We start from the raw sequence: 17,183 nt of genomic DNA on the forward strand, positions 1-17,183 counted from the left end.
CCAGCTGCACGCGAATGAACGACTCAGGACACGAGCCACGCTGCGGTTCCGGGCGGGTCGCGCGACGGCGCGGCTCGCCTGGTGTCCTCTCGGGTCAGGCCACCAGCTGCTCGCGCGCCGCGCGCAGGTGGCGGTAGTAGGTGGCGCGGCTGAGGTGCAGGCGGGCCAGGAGCGCCTGCTCGCCCAACCGGCCGTCCAGGTAGGTGAGCTCCAGGACGCGGCGCAGCTGCGTCTCTCGCGGTGAGTGGCCGAAGGCCGTGTCGATCGCGACTCGCACCTCGGCCCGGCGCCGCTCGGCCGCCGCCACGGCGGCGGCGCCTGAGACCCCCGCGCCGGCCAGCGCTGCGTCGTCGTGGAAGTGGCGTAGCCCGTGCAGCAGCCGCTCGGCATCCACGCGTGCACCGCCCGGCTCGGGGCCGCCGGTCTCGGCCATCACGACGCCGTGCAGCAGCCCGGCCAGGCCGCCCGGTCCGAAGTCGGCGGCCATCGAGGTCACCGGCTCGCCGTCGATCACCCGGGTCAGGTCGCCCAGGTCGCGGTAGCCGAGCGACTGCATGAAGGCGTGCACCTGCGGCGAGATCCGTCGCGTGTTGACCCACAGGTGGCGCGGGCTGACCACGCCGCTGCGCGTGATCAGCGATCCGTTGCCGACGCGCACCACCTCGGCCGACGCGGCGGGATCGGTCTCGACGTCGAGGGAGCCGACGAGCACGACCGTGGGCCCCGGCTCCAGCGGCGCGCCGCGCAGGTGCTCCAGCAGGGGCGTCATCAGGGCGTCGTCGGCCGGCCGGTCGCGCTGCAGCGCGGCCGGCGGGGCGCACATGCCGATCCCGGCGAGCCGCCCGCCGGCGCGGCGCACGGTGGTGACGAACCGCGGCGCGGCCTCGAACTCGGCGCGCAGCGCCTGCCACCAGCCGTTGTCGCCCAGCCCGCTCAACGAGGCCAGCTGATCGAGATCACCGGGGCGCAGCGCGTCGGCGTAGTGGGTCGCGCTGGCGATGCGGCCGGCGCCCGAGCGCACCTGCGGGTCCTGCACGAGGTCGGCGAGCTCCAGCAGCGCGATGTCATCGCCGTCGACTGCGCGCCCGCGCAGGTGCGTGGCCACGCGGCGCACGAGCGCACGGTGGCGCTCGGGACGCTGCTCGCGCAGACGCGCTTGCACCGTCTGGGCCACGAGCGGGTGCAGGCGCGCGCGGTGGCCGACGCGCTCGGTCACCGAGAGCCCGAGCAGCTGGGTCATCGCGCCGCGCGTGCTGTGGCCGGGCAGCGCCGCGGCCAGCAGGCGGGCGTCGGCCGCCCACACGAGCGACGCGACCTCCAGGACGGCGGGGTCGACACCCTCGATCTCGTGGCCGGCGAGGTGGGCCAGCAGGCGATCGCCCCCGGCGGCGGTCAGCGTGCCGTCGCCGTCGGTGGTCGCCGCGACGGTCAACGCCAGCGGGGATCCACCGGCCCAGGCGGCGATGCGACGGCGGCGGTCCGGCTCGGCGACGCCCAGCGCCACGAGCAGCGCGTCGGCGTCGGCGTCGGCGAGCGGGCCCAGGGCCAGTTCGACGCAGATCGCCGCGCTGTCGTCGGTCCACCACGCGCGGGGCGGCGGTGTGCGGCCGGCGAAGACGACGACGCCATCGGCGGGCAGCAGGTCGAGCAGCAGCTCGCGGGTGACGGCGAGCCCGTCGCCCAGCTCATCGGCCTCGTCGATGACCAGCAGCGGTGGTGCGGCGGCGTCGTCGGGCACGAGCGCGCTGAGCTGGTCCAGCGCGGCCAGCAGCTCGCGCCCCTGGACCGCGGCCACCGCGTATCCGGCGGGCGCGGCGCGGCGGCGCAGCTCGCGCAGGAGCGCGCTCTTGCCGATCCCGCCCGGGCCGTGGACGACGAGGATGCGCTCGGGCGTTGTCGGGTCCAGCAGACGATCGAGCCGGGCGCGCTCGTCGGACCGCCCGACGAAGCGCGCGCCGTCGACCGCGAGGGCGTGGTCGCGCAGGCGGTCGCCGGTCCGGGGCACCGACGCATTCTCGCGGCGCCAGCGGCGCAAGTCGAGACCGGCGTGAGACTGACGCGACCGGGCGGCGCGGAAATACTGACCTCCTCATTCACCCTCGGGAGGTGCCATGAGTCCGCTGTTCGGTCCGGATCCGGCGAAGATCCTCGATCGCGGTGCGCCGGCGTCCGGACGGATCGTCGGCATCCGCGTGCGCTGGACCAAGGACGATTCGCCGGTGCGGCTCGACGAGTACGCCGTGGACGTGCAGGGCAGCGTCCACGGGGTGCGGCAGCGGCTGCATCCGGACATGGACGTGCGCCTGGGCCAGCCGGTGGCCGTGCGCGTCGACCAGAAGGCGGTCGTGATCGACCTCAACGAGGTCGACCTGTTCAAGTGGAAGTCGCTGAAGACGCCGCCGCCGTCGGGCATCGACGACGACAGCGACGGCCTGGGCAAGGCGCGTGCGCGCTGGGCCTCGGCCACCGCGACGATCGAGCGGCTGGACGAGCGCAAGATCCTGATGGGCATGGGGCGGGTCGTCGATGCCACGGCGGTGGTCGAGATCCCCGGGGAGGAGGCCTACGAGCTGACGATCGAGAAGGTCCAGCCGGTCTTCTACGCCAGCCATCTGTTCGCCGCGGGCGTGACCGTGCCGGTGTGGGTGGATCCCGGCCGGCCCGACAAGGCGAAGATCGACTGGGCGCAGGCGGCGATGGACGATCCGGGCGTCGGCCGGCCGCCGGCCTGGGGCACCGACGCCGACGCGCCCGGGCGGCTGATCGGGATCAGCCTGGGCGGGCAGGGCGGGGCGGGCCCAGCGGGCGACCAGGCGGCGCCGGCCAGCCCGGTGCTGCAGCCCGACGGCTTCGCGGCGCGGATGCTGGCCAGGGCGGGCGTGGCCGTCGATGGCGATCCCACCACCGTCGACGATCCGGTCAGCTGGGAGGCCTTCGTGGCGGTGCAACAGGCGGTGGCCGCCGCGGGCTGGGACGTCTCCGAGGAGCGCCAGGAGCAGATGGCCCGCCACCAGGGGATCGCCGCCGGCGAGTGGCCGCAGGCGCGCACCCGCTGGATGCAGCGGATCGGTCGCGACCTGGGCATGAGCCAGGCCTACCGCCGCGCGATGGGCGGCTGAGCGGTGGGCGCGGGGACGGACGGCCCCGCCGCGCCGCCCCCGGTCGCGCCGCGGCCGCCGGCGCGCCTGCGGGTGCGCACCGAGCACCGCCAGGGCTGGCTCAAGGCGGGCGCGTGGCTGACCGCCGTCGGCATCGTGCTGGCGATCGCGGGCGGGGCCACCCTGTGGCTGGTGCAGACCGCGGCGGTGGTGCTGGCGGGCGACCGCGCGCAGATCGGCAACCCGGTGAGCTTCGACGCCAAGGACGCGCGCTACCAGCTGATCCTGATCAACGACCCGACGTCGATGGTCGAGTGGGAGGTCACCGACGTGACGTGCGCGGTGCGTCGCTCCGACGAGACGACGACGACGCTCAGCGGGGCCCGGCAGCTGACGCGGATCCAGACCTCCGTCGGCATCCAGATCGCCACGTTCGACGCGACCCCGGGCCCGACCTCGGCGCGCTGCACGTTCATCGACGGCGGCAGCACCTTCGGCTTCTTCTACGCGGTCGGACGGGCACACGAGCACGCGTCGGCGGTGTCGATGATCGGCCTGGTGATCGGCGTCGTGCTGATCCTGATCGGGGCCTACGCGTTGACGGTCGGGTTCCGCGGACGGGCGGTCATCGAGCGACCGGCGCCACCGCCTACAAAAACGTGATCGTTCCTTATCTGGCCCACATCAGGCCGTTGGTAGTCTGAAACCCATGTCCCTGCTGGACCGCGCCCTTCGCGCCGGAGAGGCCAAGCAGTTCAAGTCCTACGAGAAGCGCGTCGCGCGGATCAACGCCTTCGAGCCTGAGCTCGAGCTCGAGTCCGACGAGGAGCTCCTCGGCCGCGCCGACGAGTTGCGCGAGCGCGCGCGCAACGGCACGAGCCTCGACGACCTGCTGCCCGAGACCTTCGCGCTGGTGCGCGAGGTCGGCAAGCGCACGATGGGCATGCGCCACTTCGACGTGCAGATGATCGGCGGGATGGTCCTGCACGACGGGTCGATCTCCGAGATGCGCACCGGCGAGGGCAAGACCCTCACCGCGACGCTCCCCGTCGTCCTGAACTCGCTGCCCGGCATCGGCGTCCACGTCGTCACGGTCAACGACTACCTCGCCCGCCGCGACGCCGAGTGGATGTCGCCGATCTACGAGGCGCTCGGCGTCAAGTGGGGCGTCCTGCAGAACATGCAGGCCTACGAGGACAAGCGACTGTCCTACGCCGCGGACGTCACCTACGGCACGAACTCCGAGTTCGGCTTCGACTACCTGCGCGACAACATGGCCACCTCGATCGAGGAGAAGGTCCAGCACGGCGGCCGCTTCGACGAGTCCGGCAAGAAGCCGCTCACGTCGCACGCCTTCGCGATCGTCGACGAGGTCGACAACATCCTCATCGACGAGGCGCGCACCCCGCTGATCATCTCCGGCGCGCCCGAGGCCGCCGCCGACTTCTACGTCAAGTTCGCCAAGCTGGCCAAGCAGCTGACCGCCGGCGAGCGCCCCGAGGGCATGGACCCGCGGGCCAAGAAGGACTTCATGGCCGAGTACGACTATGAGTTCGACGAGAAGCACAAGACCGTCGCGGTGACCGAGCAGGGCGTGGCCAAGACCGAGCGCTTCCTCGGGATCGACCACCTGTACCGGGCCGAGAACGGGCACCTGGTCAACCACCTGCAGCAGTCCCTGAAGGCCGAGGCGCTCTACAAGCGCGACGTCGACTACGCCGTCGTGGACGGCGAGGTGAAGATCATCGACGAGTTCACCGGCCGCATCATGGAGGGCCGGCGCTGGTCCGAGGGTCTGCACCAGGCCGTCGAGGCCAAGGAGGGGGTGCGCGTCCAGGAGGAGAACCAGACGCTCGCCACGATCACCCTGCAGAACTACTTCCGCATGTACGACAAGCTCGGCGGGATGACGGGCACGGCGCTGACCGAGGCGACCGAGTTCATGAAGATCTACAAGCTCGGTGTGGTCCAGGTCCCGACGAACCGCGACATGGTCCGCAAGGACGAGAACGACCAGGTCTACAAGACCAAGGACGGCAAGTGGTCGGCCGTCGTGCGCGCCATCAAGGAGCGTCACGATCTTCAGCAGCCGGTCCTCGTCGGCACGATCTCCGTCGAGACCTCCGAGCTGCTCAGCCAGCAGCTGCGCAAGCTGGGCATCGCCCACACGGTGCTGAACGCCAAGCCCGAGTACGCCGAGCGCGAGGGCGAGATCATCGCCGAGGCCGGCCGCCCCGGCGCGGTCACGATCGCCACGAACATGGCGGGTCGCGGCGTCGACATCAAGCTGGGCGGCAACGCCGAGCACCTCACGCGCCAGGAGCTCATCAAGCTCGGCCTGCAGCCGGGCGAGCCCGACTACGACGAGCGCTTCGCCCAGATCCTGCCCAAGATCGAGGAGCGCGTCGAGGCCGACCGCCAGATCGTGATGGAGGCCGGCGGGCTGTTCATCGTCGGCACCGAGCGCCACGAGTCGCGCCGCATCGACAACCAGCTGCGCGGACGCGCGGGCCGCCAGGGCGACCCCGGCGAGTCACGCTTCTTCCTGTCCTCCGAGGACGACCTCGTCCGCCTGTTCGCGGGCGACCGCATCTACCGCATCCTCGACCGCCTCGGCACCGTCGACGACGAGGGCAACGAGGAGCCCATCGAGGCGAAGATGCTGACCAAGCAGATCGAGAAGGCGCAGCGGCGCGTCGAGGAGCAGAACTTCCTCATCCGCAAGCGCGTCCTCGAGTACGACGACGTCATGAACGAGCAGCGCCGCGTCGTCTACGCCTACCGCGACGAGATCCTCGAGGGTCGCGACATGAGCGAGCAGGCGCGCGAGGAGATCGCCAAGGTCCTCGAGCGCATGGTCGACGAGTACACGGCCAGCGAGTACGTCGAGGACTGGGACGTCCCCGGCCTGATCGACGCCGTCAACCAGATCTTCCCGTTCGACGCCGACCCCGCGGACTTCCAGGGCGAGACGTTCGACCGCACCGAGCTCGTCGACAAGCTGATGGGCCAGGCGGGCGACAACTACACCACGCGCGAGGAGCAGCTCGGCGAAGAGCTGATGCGCGCGCTCGAGCGCTACCTGCTGCTGCAGATCATCGACGAGCGCTGGCGCGAGCACCTCTACGACATGGACTACCTGCGCGAGGGCATCCACCTGCGCGGGTTCGCCCAGATCGAGCCGATCATCGCCTACAAGAACGAGGCGTTCGATCTCTTCACCGACCTGATGAACTCCATCTGGGCCGACTTCACCCGGATGATCTTCAACGTCCAGGTCGAGGTGCAGCAGCCGCCGCCGGAGCCCGAGCCGTCGCAGACCTACCGCAGCAGCGGCTCGTCGACCGGCTCCTCCACGCGTTCGGTCTCCTACTCCTCGGGCGGTGGCCCGGTCGGCGCGAGCGCGATCAGCGCCGCGGCGGCGCAGGCGGCGGCCTCCGGGCAGCCGCTGGACACCGACCTCGACACGGAGGACACGGCCGAGGGCCTGCTGCCCCAGCCGGTCCAGCAGCGGCGCGTCGACGAGTCCGAGCAGGTCGGACGCAACGACCCGTGCTGGTGCGGGTCGGGCAAGAAGTACAAGAAGTGCCACGGCTCCTGACCGCGCGGTAGCGTCCCGCCCGCATGGCGGGCCCGGACGTCCAGGAGCGACTCAGCCGCAGCACGGTCACCGCGCTCGTGGCGCTGTCGGCGGCGCTGTTCCTGATCGCCAACGACTTCACGGCGCTGAGCGTCGCCCTCCCGCGGATGGAGGGCGAGCTCGACACCGACGTGACCACGGTGCAGTGGGTGATCAACGCCTACGCCCTGGTCTTCGGCGTGCTGATCGTCACCGGCGGGCGCATCGCCGACCTGTACGGCCGGCGCGCGACGTTCTTCGCCGGCGCGGGCATCTTCGCGCTGTTCTCGGCGGTCTCGGGCGCGGCCCCGAGCATCGAGCTGCTGATCGTCGGCCGCGCGCTGATGGGGATCGGCGGGGCGCTGATGTGGCCCGCGGTGCTCGGCCTGACCTACCAGGTGCTGCCCGCGTCGCGCCAAGCGCTGGCCGGCCCGCTGATCCTCGGCGTGTGCGGCATCGGCAACGCGCTGGGCCCGCTGCTGGGCGGCGTGCTGACCGAGGAGGCGAGCTGGCGCTGGGTGCTGCTGATCAACGTGCCGCTGGCCGCGCTGGCCGTCGCGATCACCTACCGCAACGTGCCCGCCCAACCACCCGAGCCGACCGACGAGACGCTCGACTACAAGGGCGTCGCCGCGCTGTCGGTCGGGCTGATCGCCCTGCTCGTCGCGCTCGACCAGGCCAGCGACTGGGGCTGGGGCGACCCGCGCGTGCTGGCGCTGTTCGCCGTCTGCCTGGCCGGGCTGGCCGCCTTCGTGCTCATCGAACGTGGCGCCGGCACCAGCGCGCTGATCCCCGACGACGTGGCCCGCAACCGGCCGTTCATCGCGGCGTGCCTGGCCACGCTGCTGATGTCCGCGACGTTCTTCTCGATCCTGTTCTTCATCCCGCAGGCGATGCAGCGCCTGATGGGCTTCGACGCGATCGACTCCGGGCTGGGCTTCCTGCCCTTCATGGCCGTCTTCTCGGTGTTCGCGTTCGCCGCCGGGCCGCTGTATGAGCGCGTCGGCGGGCGGCGCCTGCTGCTCGTCGGGGGCACGCTGATCCCGCTGGGGATGCTCGCGCTGTCCTTCGTGCAGGCCGACAGCCGCTACGTCGTGCTGGTGCCCGGGCTGGTGCTGGCGGGCATCGGCGTGGGGCTGTTCTACTCGACGCTGACCACCGTGGCCATCACGTCGCTGGACCAGGCCCGGGCCAGCCTCGGCGGCGGCGTGATGTACATGGCCCAGATCGCCGGCGGGTCGATCGGCCTGGGGCTGACGACCGCCGTGTTCAGCGCGGTGAGCCTGTCGCACGATCGCGGCAGCGCCCAGGGGGAGCGCGAGGCGTTCACCGCCGGCCTGCAGGCCGGGCTGCGCCTCGACGTCGTGCTGGCGCTGGGCAGCCTGGCGGTCATCGCGCTGTTCATCGGCCGGCGCGCGAAGGCGCCGGTGGCCTAGGCCCGGGGCGGCCGCGCGCCGCCGGGCAGGCGGTCGACGATGCGACCCAGGCGCTCGGCGGCCCCGTGCAGCGGCTCGGCCACCGCGGCCATCGCCTCGGCCGAGCGGTTCATCTCGTCGATCGTGCTGATCGCCGCCTCCAGCGAGGGCAGCGCCGCCGCGACGGCCGCGCCCTGGTCGGCCACGCCGCGCGCCGCGTCCTCCAGCCCACCGGCCAGGCCGAGGATCTCGCCGGCCCGCGCGTCCAGACGCTCACCCAGGTCCTGCAGGCCGGCGCCGCGCGCCTCGACCGAGCGCCCGATCTCCAGCGCCTCGCCGAGCTGCTGCTGGATCTCGGCCACCCGCGTGAGGATCCGCTCCTCGATCTCGGGCAGCGACTGCGCCGCGACCGCGAGCGCATGCAGGTCATCGAGCGCTCGCATGACCAGCTTCGGCGGGAGTGTCACGAGGCTCAGCACCAGCGAGAAGATACCTTCAGGGGTCGTGGCCTCGCCGAATGACAGCCCGCAGCAGCGCATCACCGCCGCCAAGGAGGCGCTGGGACCGCTGCGCGACAGCATGGACCCCGACGCGCTGGCGGAGCAGGTCTCGATGCTCGAGCAGCAGATGCAGGAGCCGGGCTTCTGGGACGACCCGGTGACCGCCCAGAAGGTCTCGCGCGACCACGCGTCGGCCAACCGCAAGCTCGAGACGATCCGCAGCCTGGAGACCGACGTCGAGGACCTCGAAGGCCTGCTGGAGCTGGCCGAGGAGGACGACTCGCTGGCCGGGGAGGTCGACGCGCAGATCGCCAGCGTCGAGGACCGGCTGGAGACGCTCGAGCTGGAGCGGCTGTTCTCCGGCCGCTACGACCACGGCGACGCGCTGGTCACCGTCAACGCGGGCGCGGGCGGCACCGACGCGCAGGACTGGGCCGAGATGGTCCTGCGGATGGAGATGCGCTGGGCCGAGAAGCGCGGCTTCAAGGTCGAGCTGCTCGAGGCCAGCCCCGGGGAGGAGGCCGGCATCAAGTCGGCCACGTTCCTGGCCGGCGGCGACAACGCCTACGGCTTGTACGTGGCCGAGCGCGGCGTGCACCGCCTCGTGCGCCTGAGCCCGTTCGACTCGGCCAACCGCCGCCAGACGAGCTTCGCCGGCGTCGAGGTCGCGCCCGTGGTCGAGGACGCCGCCGAGGTGGTCATCGAGGACGACGACCTGCAGGTCGACACCTACCGGGCGTCCGGCGCCGGCGGCCAGCACGTCAACAAGACCGACTCCGCCGTGCGCATCACCCACCGGCCCAGCGGCATCGTCGTGCAGTGCCAGAACGAGCGCTCGCAGTCGGCCAACCGCGCGACCGCGATGGGCATGCTCCGCGGCAAGCTGGCCGAGCTGGAGGAGCGCAAGCGCCAGGAGGAGATCGCGCGCGAGAAGGGCGAGGCCCAGGACGTCAACTTCGGCAGCCAGATCCGCTCCTACGTGCTGCACCCGTACACGATGGTCAAGGACCACCGCACCAACGTCGAGGTCGGCAACGCGCAGAGCGTGCTCGACGGCGATCTGGACGGGTTCGTGCGGGCCGAGCTGCTGAGGTCCGCGGGAGACAAGTGATGGCCGACGCGGGGGAGCAGCCCACCGCGCCGTACCTGGACGCCGTCGTCGCCTACGGCTTCCGCGGACCGGGCCGCTTCCACGTGCCGGGCCACAAGGGCGGCCCGGGCGCCGATCCGGGCCTGCGCCACGCGCTGGGCGACGACGCGCTGATGGTCGACGTGCCCCAGGACATCCGGGGCATCGACGTGGGCCCGTCCCCGACGCCCTACGAGCGCGCCGAGGCGCTGGCCGCCCAGGCCTACGGCGCCGCGCGCACCTTCTTCCTGACCAACGGCGCGACGCAGGGCAACCACGCGCTGGCCCTGGCCCTGGCCCCGCTGGGCACACGCGTCGTCGCCCAGCGCAACTCGCACGCCTCGCTGGTCGACGGCCTCGTCCTGTCGGGCGGGCTGCCGTCGTTCGTGGCGCCGGCCTACGACGAGGAGCTGGGCATGGCCCACGGGGTGACGCCCGACGGGCTGCGCGAGGCGCTGGCGGCGACGCCGCAGGCGGCCGCCGCGTTCATCGTCTCGCCGACCTACTACGGGATGGTCGCCGACGTGCCCGCCTGCGCACAGGTCGCCCACGACGCCGGGGTGCCGCTGATCGTCGACCAGTCGTGGGGCCCGCACTTCGGCTTCCATCCCGACCTGCCCGCCGGCGCGCTGCAGCAGGGCGCCGACGCGACGGTCACCTCGACGCACAAGATCACGGGCTCGCTGACGCAGTCGGCGATGCTGCACGTGTCCGGCAGCGGCCGGGTCGACGCCGACCGCGTGGCCCATGCGCTGCGCCTGCTGCGCTCGACGTCGCCGTCGTCGCTGCTGATGATCTCGCTGGATGCCGCCCGCCGGCAGCTGGCCGTGCACGGCGAGGCGCTCCTGCACGAGACGCTGGCCGGATCGCGACGTCTGCGCGACAAGCTGGCCTCGATCCCGTGCGTGAGCGTGGTGGGCGAGGAGCAGGTCGGCCGGCCCGGCGTGGCCGACTGGGACCCGTTGCGGGTCGTCGTCGACGTGCGCGAGACCGGCCGCACCGGCTACGAGGTGGCCGACGCGCTGCGCCAGTCCTACGACGTGCAGGTCGAGCTGGCCACGCAGGCGACGTTCGTGCTGCTGCTGGGCATCTCCCAGCCCGAGAACGACCTGATCCGCGTGGGTGGCGACGTCGAGGAGACGATCAAGCGCATCGCGGTGGACGGCGCCCGGGAGGCGATCCGCCGGCCGATGTCGACGCTCAGCTACGACGTCGTCGTACCGCCGCGCGAGGCGTTCCTGGGCCAGAGCGAGGTGGTGGCGGTCGACGACGCGGTTGGCCGCATCTCGTGCGAGTCGATCGCCGGCTACCCGCCCGGGATTCCCGCGCTGCTGCCCGGCGAGCGCATCACCGCCGAGCTCGTCGCCTACCTGCGCGAGCTGCGTGTCGCGGGGGCGCGCCTGCACGGCGCCAGCGACCCCGAGTTCGCCACGATCAACGTCCTGGCCGGCTGACGAACGGGACCCCGGTTGCAGCCGGGAGGCCTGGATGCCGACATAGAGGGAAGATGTCGCCGCGGGTCGCCCTGATCGCCGTGCTGGTCGCGTTGTGCGCGCTGCCCGGCGTCGCGGACGCCGCCGCCGGCATCCAGGTCCGCCACGAGCGCGTGACCTACGGGCGCGACACCTCGATGGTCACGGTCGTGACGATGCCCCGGCCCGGCGGGAACCGCGTGCTGATGCCCGCGCTGCCGGGCGGGATCGTCTCCGAGGGCGCGGCCACGGTCAGCGCCGTCTCCAAGCAGCTCTCGCGCCACGGCACCGCGGTGGCCATCAACGCGGACCTGTTCGAGTACGCCACCGGGCAGCCGAGCGGGCTGCTGCTGATCGACGGCATCGTCTACAACCAGCCCCAGGGTGAGCGGCCGGCGCTGCAGATCGACGGCCGCGGCCGGCTGAGCACGAGCCGTCCGCGGGCGCGGGGCACGCTGAAGCTGCCGTCGCGCAAGGTCCTGCCCTTCGAGGTCAACGTCCGCTCCGATCCCAACGGGACCGTCTTCTACGACCGCGGCTGGGGGCCAAGCACCCCGGCGGGCGGGGGCCGCGACGTGCTCACCCGTCTGACCGGCGGGATTCTCGACGATCGCCACGAGACGTGGAGCGGCTACGGCACGATGCGGGTCCGCAAGTCCAGCGCGGGCCGCCTGCCGATCCCGCCCAACGAGAGCACCGACCAGCTGTTCCAGGCCTCGGGCACGGCCGCGCGGGAGCTGGCCAGGGTGCGTGCCGGTCAGGACCTGCGGTTCACCTATCGCCTGGGTCCGCTGGCGCCCGACGTGGCCTCCGCGGTCGGCGGTGGGCCGGTGCTGATCCACAACGGCAAGATCGTCTTCTCCGTCAAGGGCTCCTCGCGCGAGTTCACCTCCGGGCAGCTCGTTCCGCCCGACGCGCGCACCGCCGTGGCCCAGCTGCGCGACGGGCGCATCCTCTTCTACGCCGCCGACCTTGGCGACGGCTCGACCGGGCTGACCATCGCCGAGGTGGCTAAGGACCTCAAGCGGCGCGGGGCGGTCACGGCGATGAGCTTCGACTCGGGCGGATCGACGTCGGTGGCCATCAACGGGCGCCTGCTGAACAAGCCGTCCGACGGGGTCGAGCGCCCGGTCGGCAACCAGCTCGTGTACTTCGTCGCCGATCGCGGTGACGGCGATGCGGTCGCGCGGGTGACGGTCGGCAAGCGTCAGGCCGGCGCTCAGGCGCCGTCGCTCTCGTTCACCACGGTGCGCACGGCCCGGTTCAGCGTCAGCCTCCACAACCCCAGGGGCCAGGTCTTCATCGTCGTTCAGCGCAAGCTGCCGCCGGGCGTCCACCGCATCCCGCTGCCCAGCGGGATGACGCTGCGGCCCGGGCGCTGGCAGGCGATCGTCACGACGCTCGGCGACAGCACCAACGTGGCCAAGGACTTCACGGTCGTCCCCGCCGCGACGACGAAGCCCGCCGCGACACCCCCGACGCCGGCCCCGCCCGCCGACGACGGCGCACCGGCGACGCCCGCGCAGGCCAAGCCCCAGCACGACGACGCGCTGCCCTGGATCCTGCTGTCGATCGGCATCGCCGTGCTGCTCGTCTCGGCGCTGTCGATTCTGTTGGTCCGCACCGTCCGTCGCCGCTAGCCTCGGCGCCATGGAGCTGTCCCAGCTCGTCGCCGCAGCGCTGGCCGAGGATGTCGGCTCCGGCGACGTCACCACCCAGGCCACGATCCCGGCCGACGTGCAGGCGTCGGCGACCATCGTCCAGAAGCAGCCGGGCGTGATCTACGGCCTGGACGCGGCGCGCGAGACGTTCCGCCAGCTCGAGCCGACGATCCGCTTCGACGCGCTGACCGCCGAGGGCGTGTGGCGCGAGGGCGGCGAGGTCGCGCGTGTCGAGGGGCCGGCGCGGGCGCTGCTGACCGGCGAGCGGACGGCGCTGAACCTGCTCGGGCACCTGTCGGGCGTGGCCACCGCCGCCGCGCGCGCCGCGCAGACGGTCGCGGGCACGGGGGCGACCATCCTCGACACCCGCAAGACGACGCCGGGCCTGCGTCTGCTCGAGAAGGCGGCGGTGAAGGCGGGCGGAGCGGCCAACCACCGCATCGGGCTGTTCGACGCGATCCTCATCAAGGAGAACCACATCGCCGCCGCGGGCGGGATCGGCGCGGCCGTCGCGGCCGCGCGGGCGGCCAGCCCCGAGCTGCTGATCGAGGTCGAGGTGCGCGACCCGGCCGAGATCGACGAGGCGCTGGCCGCCGGCGCGCCCCGCCTGCTGCTGGACAACATGACGCCGGACGAGTTGCGCGCCGCCGTCGCGCAGATCGGCGGGCGCGCGCAGACCGAGGCCAGCGGCGGCATCACCCAGGACGGCCTGCGGGCGGTCGCCGAGACCGGCGTGGACTTCGTCTCGCTCGGCGCGCTGACCCACTCGGCGCCGACGCTCGATCTGTCGCTGCTGTTCTCCAACACCTGACGGACGCCGGTCCCCGGAGCTGGGACCCCCGCCTCGGTAGAATTGGAGGCGTCCTCACCTTCTCCGAATCGGAGTTCCCCGTGAGCCTCCTCACCCTCGAGAACATCCCCGCCCTGAAGGAAGAGGTGCGCGCCCTGGCCAAGGAGCGCGACGCCGTCATCCTGGCGCACAACTACCAAGTCGCTGAGGTCCAGGACGTGGCCGACTACGTCGGCGACTCGCTCGGCCTGTCCCAGATGGCCGCCGCGACCGACGCCCCGGTGATCGCCTTCTGCGGCGTGCACTTCATGGCCGAGACGGCGTCGATCCTCAGCCCCGAGAAGACCGTCCTGATCCCGGACCTCGACGCGGGCTGCTCGCTGGCCGACTCGATCACGCCCGAGCAGCTGCGCGCCTGGCAGGCCAAGCACCCGGGCGCGGTCACGGTCATGTACGTCAACACGACGGCCGAGGTCAAGGCGCTGACGGACTACTGCTGCACCTCGTCCAACGCGGTCAAGGTCGTCGAGCACATCCTGCGCGAGAACGGTCCCGACACCGAGATCCTGTTCGGGCCGGACATGTTCCTGGGCGCCTACGTCGAGAAGCAGCTCGGGCGCGCGATGCACGTGTGGGACGGCGAGTGCCACGTGCACGCCGGCATCCGCCCGTCGGACATCGCCGACGTGCGCGCCGCGCACCCCGGCGCCGACTTCCTGATCCACCCGGAGTGCGGCTGCTCGACCTCGGTGATGGAGTACGTGGCCGCGGGCGACGTCGACCCCAAGGGCGTGCACATGCTCAGCACGGGCGGGATGCTCGAGTACGCCAAGGAGCACGCGGGCGACGGCGGCACGGTCGTGATGGCCACCGAGATCGGCATGATGCACCAGCTGCAGATGGCCGCGCCGGACATCGACTTCGTCGCCGCCAACGAGCGCGCCAGCTGCAAGTTCATGAAGATGATCACGCTGGCCAACCTGCGCGACGGGCTGCGCGACATGAAGTACGAGGTCAAGGTCCCTGCCGAGATCGCGGAGCGCGCCAAGCTCCCGATCGAGCGCATGGTCGCCATCAGTTGATCGCACTCGACGACGTGCGGGCGGCGGCGGCCCGGCTGGACGGGGTCGCCCACCGCACGCCCGTCGTGCGCTCACGCACGCTGGACGAGCGCGTCGGCGCGCAGGTCCTGCTCAAGGCCGAGAACCTCCAGCGCGTCGGCGCCTTCAAGTTCCGCGGCGCCTACAACGCGGTCGCGCAGCTGTCGCCGGCCGAGCGCGCCCGCGGCGTGGTCACCGTGTCGTCGGGCAACCACGCCCAGGCGCTGACGCTGGCCGCCGCGCTGCACGACGTTCCCGCGCTGATCCTCGTGCCCCACGACGCGCCGGCCTCCAAGGTCGCCGCGACGGCTGGATACGGCGCGGAGATCGTGCGCTTCGACCGCTACGCCGAGGATCGCGAGGCGCTTCTGGCCGCCGCGGTGGCCGAGCGCGGGATGGTGCCGATCCACGCCTACGACGACGAGCGCGTGATGGCCGGCCAGGGCACGGTCGCGCTGGAGCTGATCGAGGACGCGGGCCCGCTGGACCTGCTCGTCACGCAGATCGGCGGTGGCGGCCTGATCTCCGGCTGCGCCACGGCGGTCAAGGCGCTGCAGCCCGACGCGCGGGTGGTCGGCGTGGAGCCGGAGGTGGGCGACGACACGCGCCGCTCGCTGGCCGCCGGCGAGCGGGTCGAGATCGCCGTCGAGCCGACGATCGCCGACGGCCAGCAGCTGTCGATCCCCGGTGAGCGCACGTTCCCGGTGATCCAGGCCCGCGTCGACGCGATCGCGCTGGCCTCCGATCCGGAGATCGTCGACGCGATGCGCTTCCTGTTCGAGCGCTGCAAGCTCGTCGTCGAGCCCAGCGGGGCCTGCGCGCTGGCCGCGCTGCTGGCCGGTCGCGTCCCGCTCGACGGGGCCGAGCGGGTCGGCGTCGTGCTCAGCGGCGGCAACGTCGACGCCGAGCGCTTCGCCGCGCTGGTCGCCGGCTGACCGACCGGCTCAGGACACTGATGGCCATGCGGTCCCTGCTGGAGCTCGAGGACGTCCACCTGGCGCGCGCGGGACGCCCGGTGCTGCAGGGGCTGAGCGCGAGCGCGCAGGCGGGCGCGGTCACCGCGCTGCTCGGCCCGTCGGGCGCCGGCAAGTCGACGGCGTTGCGCTGCCTGGTGCGCCTGGAGGCCCCCGCGGCGGGCCGCGTCCTGGTCGACGGCAGCGACGTGCGCGCGCTCGAGCCCCGCGCGCTGCGCCGCCGCGTGGGCCTGGTCACGCAGGCGCCGGTGATGCTGCCGGGCACCGTGGCCGACAACCTGCGCTACGCCACGCCCGCGCCGCTGGAGGACGGCGCGGTGATCGCCGCGCTGGCCCGCAGCGGGCTGGCGGCGGACTTCGCCGTGCGCACGGCCGGGGAGCTGTCGGGCGGCGAGCGGGCCCGCGTGGCGATCGCCCGGGCGCTGACGCGCGACCCGCAGGCGTTGCTGCTGGACGAGCCCACCGCGGCGCTCGACCCCGCCCGGGCCGCGGAGATCGAGGCGCTGGCCGTCGAGCTGGCCGCCGAGGGATTGGCCATCGTGCTGACGACCCACGACGTCGCGCTGGTCCGGCGTGCCGCCGACCGCGCGGTCCTGATCGCCGGTGGCCGCGCCGTGGTGGCCGGCGCGCCCGGCGCGGTGCTCGACGCCTGGGAGGCGGAGCCGGCGTGGCGGTAGCCCAGATCGCGGTGGCCGCCGGCCTGGTGCTGGCCGCGATCGGCCTGTCCTGGGCCATGCGCATCGGCCTGGAGCGCGAGCTGCTCGTCGTCTCGCTGCGCGCCGCGGTCCAGCTGACGGCGGTCGGGCTGCTGGTCACGCTCGTCTTCGAGCACGTCAGCCTGGCCGCCGCGTTCGTCGTGGTGATGCTCGGGGCCGCCGCCTTCACCTCCGGCCGCCGCCTGCACGGGCTGGCCCGGGCCCGCCTGGTCGCCGCCCTGGCGATCGGTGCGCCCGCCCTGTTCGCGCTCGGCGTCCTGCTCGCCGCGGGGGCGTTCCCGGCCACGCCGCGGGGCATCGTCCCGGTCGCCGGGATCCTCATCGGCGGCGCGATGGCGGCGGTGTCGGTCACCGGCCGTCGGCTGCTGGAGGACCTGCGCGACCGCCTGGAGGAGATCGAGGCGCGCCTGGCCCTGGGCGCCTCGGCCCGCGCCGCGCTGGAGCCGTCGGTCAAGCGCGCGGTCCAGACCGGGCTGGTGCCCGCGCTGGACCAGACGCGCAACGTCGGCCTGGTCACGCTGCCCGGCACGTTCGTCGGCCTGGTCCTGGGCGGCGCGTCACCGGGGGAGGCGGCCCGCATCCAGCTGACCGTGCTGCTGGCGCTGCTGGCCGTCGAGCTGGCCGCGGCGCTGCTGCTCACGCGCCTCGTCGTGCGGGCCGCGACCGCGCCGGGCGAGCGCGTCGTCGCGCCCGGCGATTAGGGTCGCGC

General features: G+C 73.0%; 14 protein-coding genes. 12 read left to right on the forward strand and 2 right to left on the reverse strand.

The genetic code is table 11. The annotated features are described in order from the left end of the window. Positions 1-94: 94 nt before the first annotated feature. Entirely contained in the window at positions 95-2,005 is a 1,911-nt protein-coding gene (locus ACZ5UI_RS00540; protein WP_464193082.1) for an AAA family ATPase, read from the reverse strand. Positions 2,006-2,111: 106 nt separating this feature from the next. Between ACZ5UI_RS00540 and ACZ5UI_RS00545 the strand changes: the two genes are divergently transcribed. The 4 genes from ACZ5UI_RS00545 to ACZ5UI_RS00560 are packed head-to-tail and all read left to right on the forward strand — an operon-like array spanning position 2,112 to position 8,153. Beyond that, positions 2,112-3,119, forward strand: a complete 1,008-nt coding sequence (locus tag ACZ5UI_RS00545) for a hypothetical protein (protein ID WP_464193085.1) — start codon at positions 2,112-2,114, stop codon at positions 3,117-3,119. Positions 3,120-3,122: 3 nt separating this feature from the next. Then, entirely contained in the window at positions 3,123-3,761 is a 639-nt protein-coding gene (locus ACZ5UI_RS00550; protein ID WP_464193087.1) for a hypothetical protein, read from the forward strand. A gap of 46 nt (positions 3,762-3,807) precedes the next feature. After that, complete coding sequence (gene secA, locus ACZ5UI_RS00555) at positions 3,808-6,699, forward strand: preprotein translocase subunit SecA (RefSeq protein WP_464193089.1); 2,892 nt, start codon at positions 3,808-3,810, stop codon at positions 6,697-6,699. 23 nt (positions 6,700-6,722) lie between these two features. Further along, positions 6,723-8,153, forward strand: a complete 1,431-nt coding sequence (locus tag ACZ5UI_RS00560) for an MFS transporter (protein ID WP_464193091.1) — start codon at positions 6,723-6,725, stop codon at positions 8,151-8,153. On the opposite strand, the gene ACZ5UI_RS00565 is transcribed toward ACZ5UI_RS00560, so the two are convergent. Continuing rightward, positions 8,150-8,611, reverse strand: coding sequence for a hypothetical protein (locus ACZ5UI_RS00565; RefSeq protein ID WP_464193093.1), 462 nt, complete (start codon positions 8,609-8,611; stop codon positions 8,150-8,152). The two genes, ACZ5UI_RS00560 and ACZ5UI_RS00565, sit on opposite strands and share 4 nt — an antisense overlap. Before the next feature lie 100 nt (positions 8,612-8,711). Between ACZ5UI_RS00565 and prfB the strand changes: the two genes are divergently transcribed. From prfB to ACZ5UI_RS00605, 8 genes are all read left to right on the forward strand, one after another. After that, a complete protein-coding gene (gene prfB, locus ACZ5UI_RS00570; RefSeq protein WP_464197731.1) occupies positions 8,712-9,743 on the forward strand; it encodes a peptide chain release factor 2 in 1,032 nt (343 codons plus the stop codon). After that, on the forward strand, positions 9,743-11,215 hold the full coding sequence (locus ACZ5UI_RS00575; RefSeq protein WP_464193096.1) for an aminotransferase class I/II-fold pyridoxal phosphate-dependent enzyme: 1,473 nt from the start codon (positions 9,743-9,745) through the stop codon (positions 11,213-11,215). Before prfB ends, ACZ5UI_RS00575 begins: the two co-directional genes overlap by 1 nt. Before the next feature lie 53 nt (positions 11,216-11,268). Next, positions 11,269-12,873: a phosphodiester glycosidase family protein gene (locus tag ACZ5UI_RS00580; RefSeq protein ID WP_464193098.1), complete on the forward strand. Its 1,605-nt coding sequence runs from the start codon at positions 11,269-11,271 to the stop codon at positions 12,871-12,873. 10 nt (positions 12,874-12,883) lie between these two features. Then, positions 12,884-13,705, forward strand: a complete 822-nt coding sequence (nadC, locus tag ACZ5UI_RS00585; protein WP_464193100.1) for a carboxylating nicotinate-nucleotide diphosphorylase — start codon at positions 12,884-12,886, stop codon at positions 13,703-13,705. Positions 13,706-13,785: 80 nt separating this feature from the next. Beyond that, positions 13,786-14,766, forward strand: coding sequence for a quinolinate synthase NadA (gene nadA / locus ACZ5UI_RS00590; protein ID WP_464193102.1), 981 nt, complete (start codon positions 13,786-13,788; stop codon positions 14,764-14,766). Continuing rightward, positions 14,763-15,719 (forward strand): pyridoxal-phosphate dependent enzyme, encoded by a 957-nt coding sequence (locus tag ACZ5UI_RS00595; RefSeq protein WP_464193104.1) that lies wholly within the window; start codon positions 14,763-14,765, stop codon positions 15,717-15,719. The genes nadA and ACZ5UI_RS00595 overlap by 4 nt, the downstream gene beginning before the upstream one ends. A gap of 20 nt (positions 15,720-15,739) precedes the next feature. Then, a complete protein-coding gene (locus tag ACZ5UI_RS00600) occupies positions 15,740-16,435 on the forward strand; it encodes an ABC transporter ATP-binding protein (protein WP_464193106.1) in 696 nt (231 codons plus the stop codon). After that, positions 16,426-17,175 carry an ABC transporter permease gene (locus ACZ5UI_RS00605; RefSeq protein WP_464193108.1) on the forward strand — a complete coding sequence of 250 codons (750 nt, stop codon included), beginning with the start codon at positions 16,426-16,428 and terminating at the stop codon, positions 17,173-17,175. Before ACZ5UI_RS00600 ends, ACZ5UI_RS00605 begins: the two co-directional genes overlap by 10 nt. The last annotated feature ends 8 nt before the right edge of the window (positions 17,176-17,183 follow it).

The sequence above is a fragment of the Conexibacter sp. JCM 18997 genome (genome assembly GCF_055391915.1).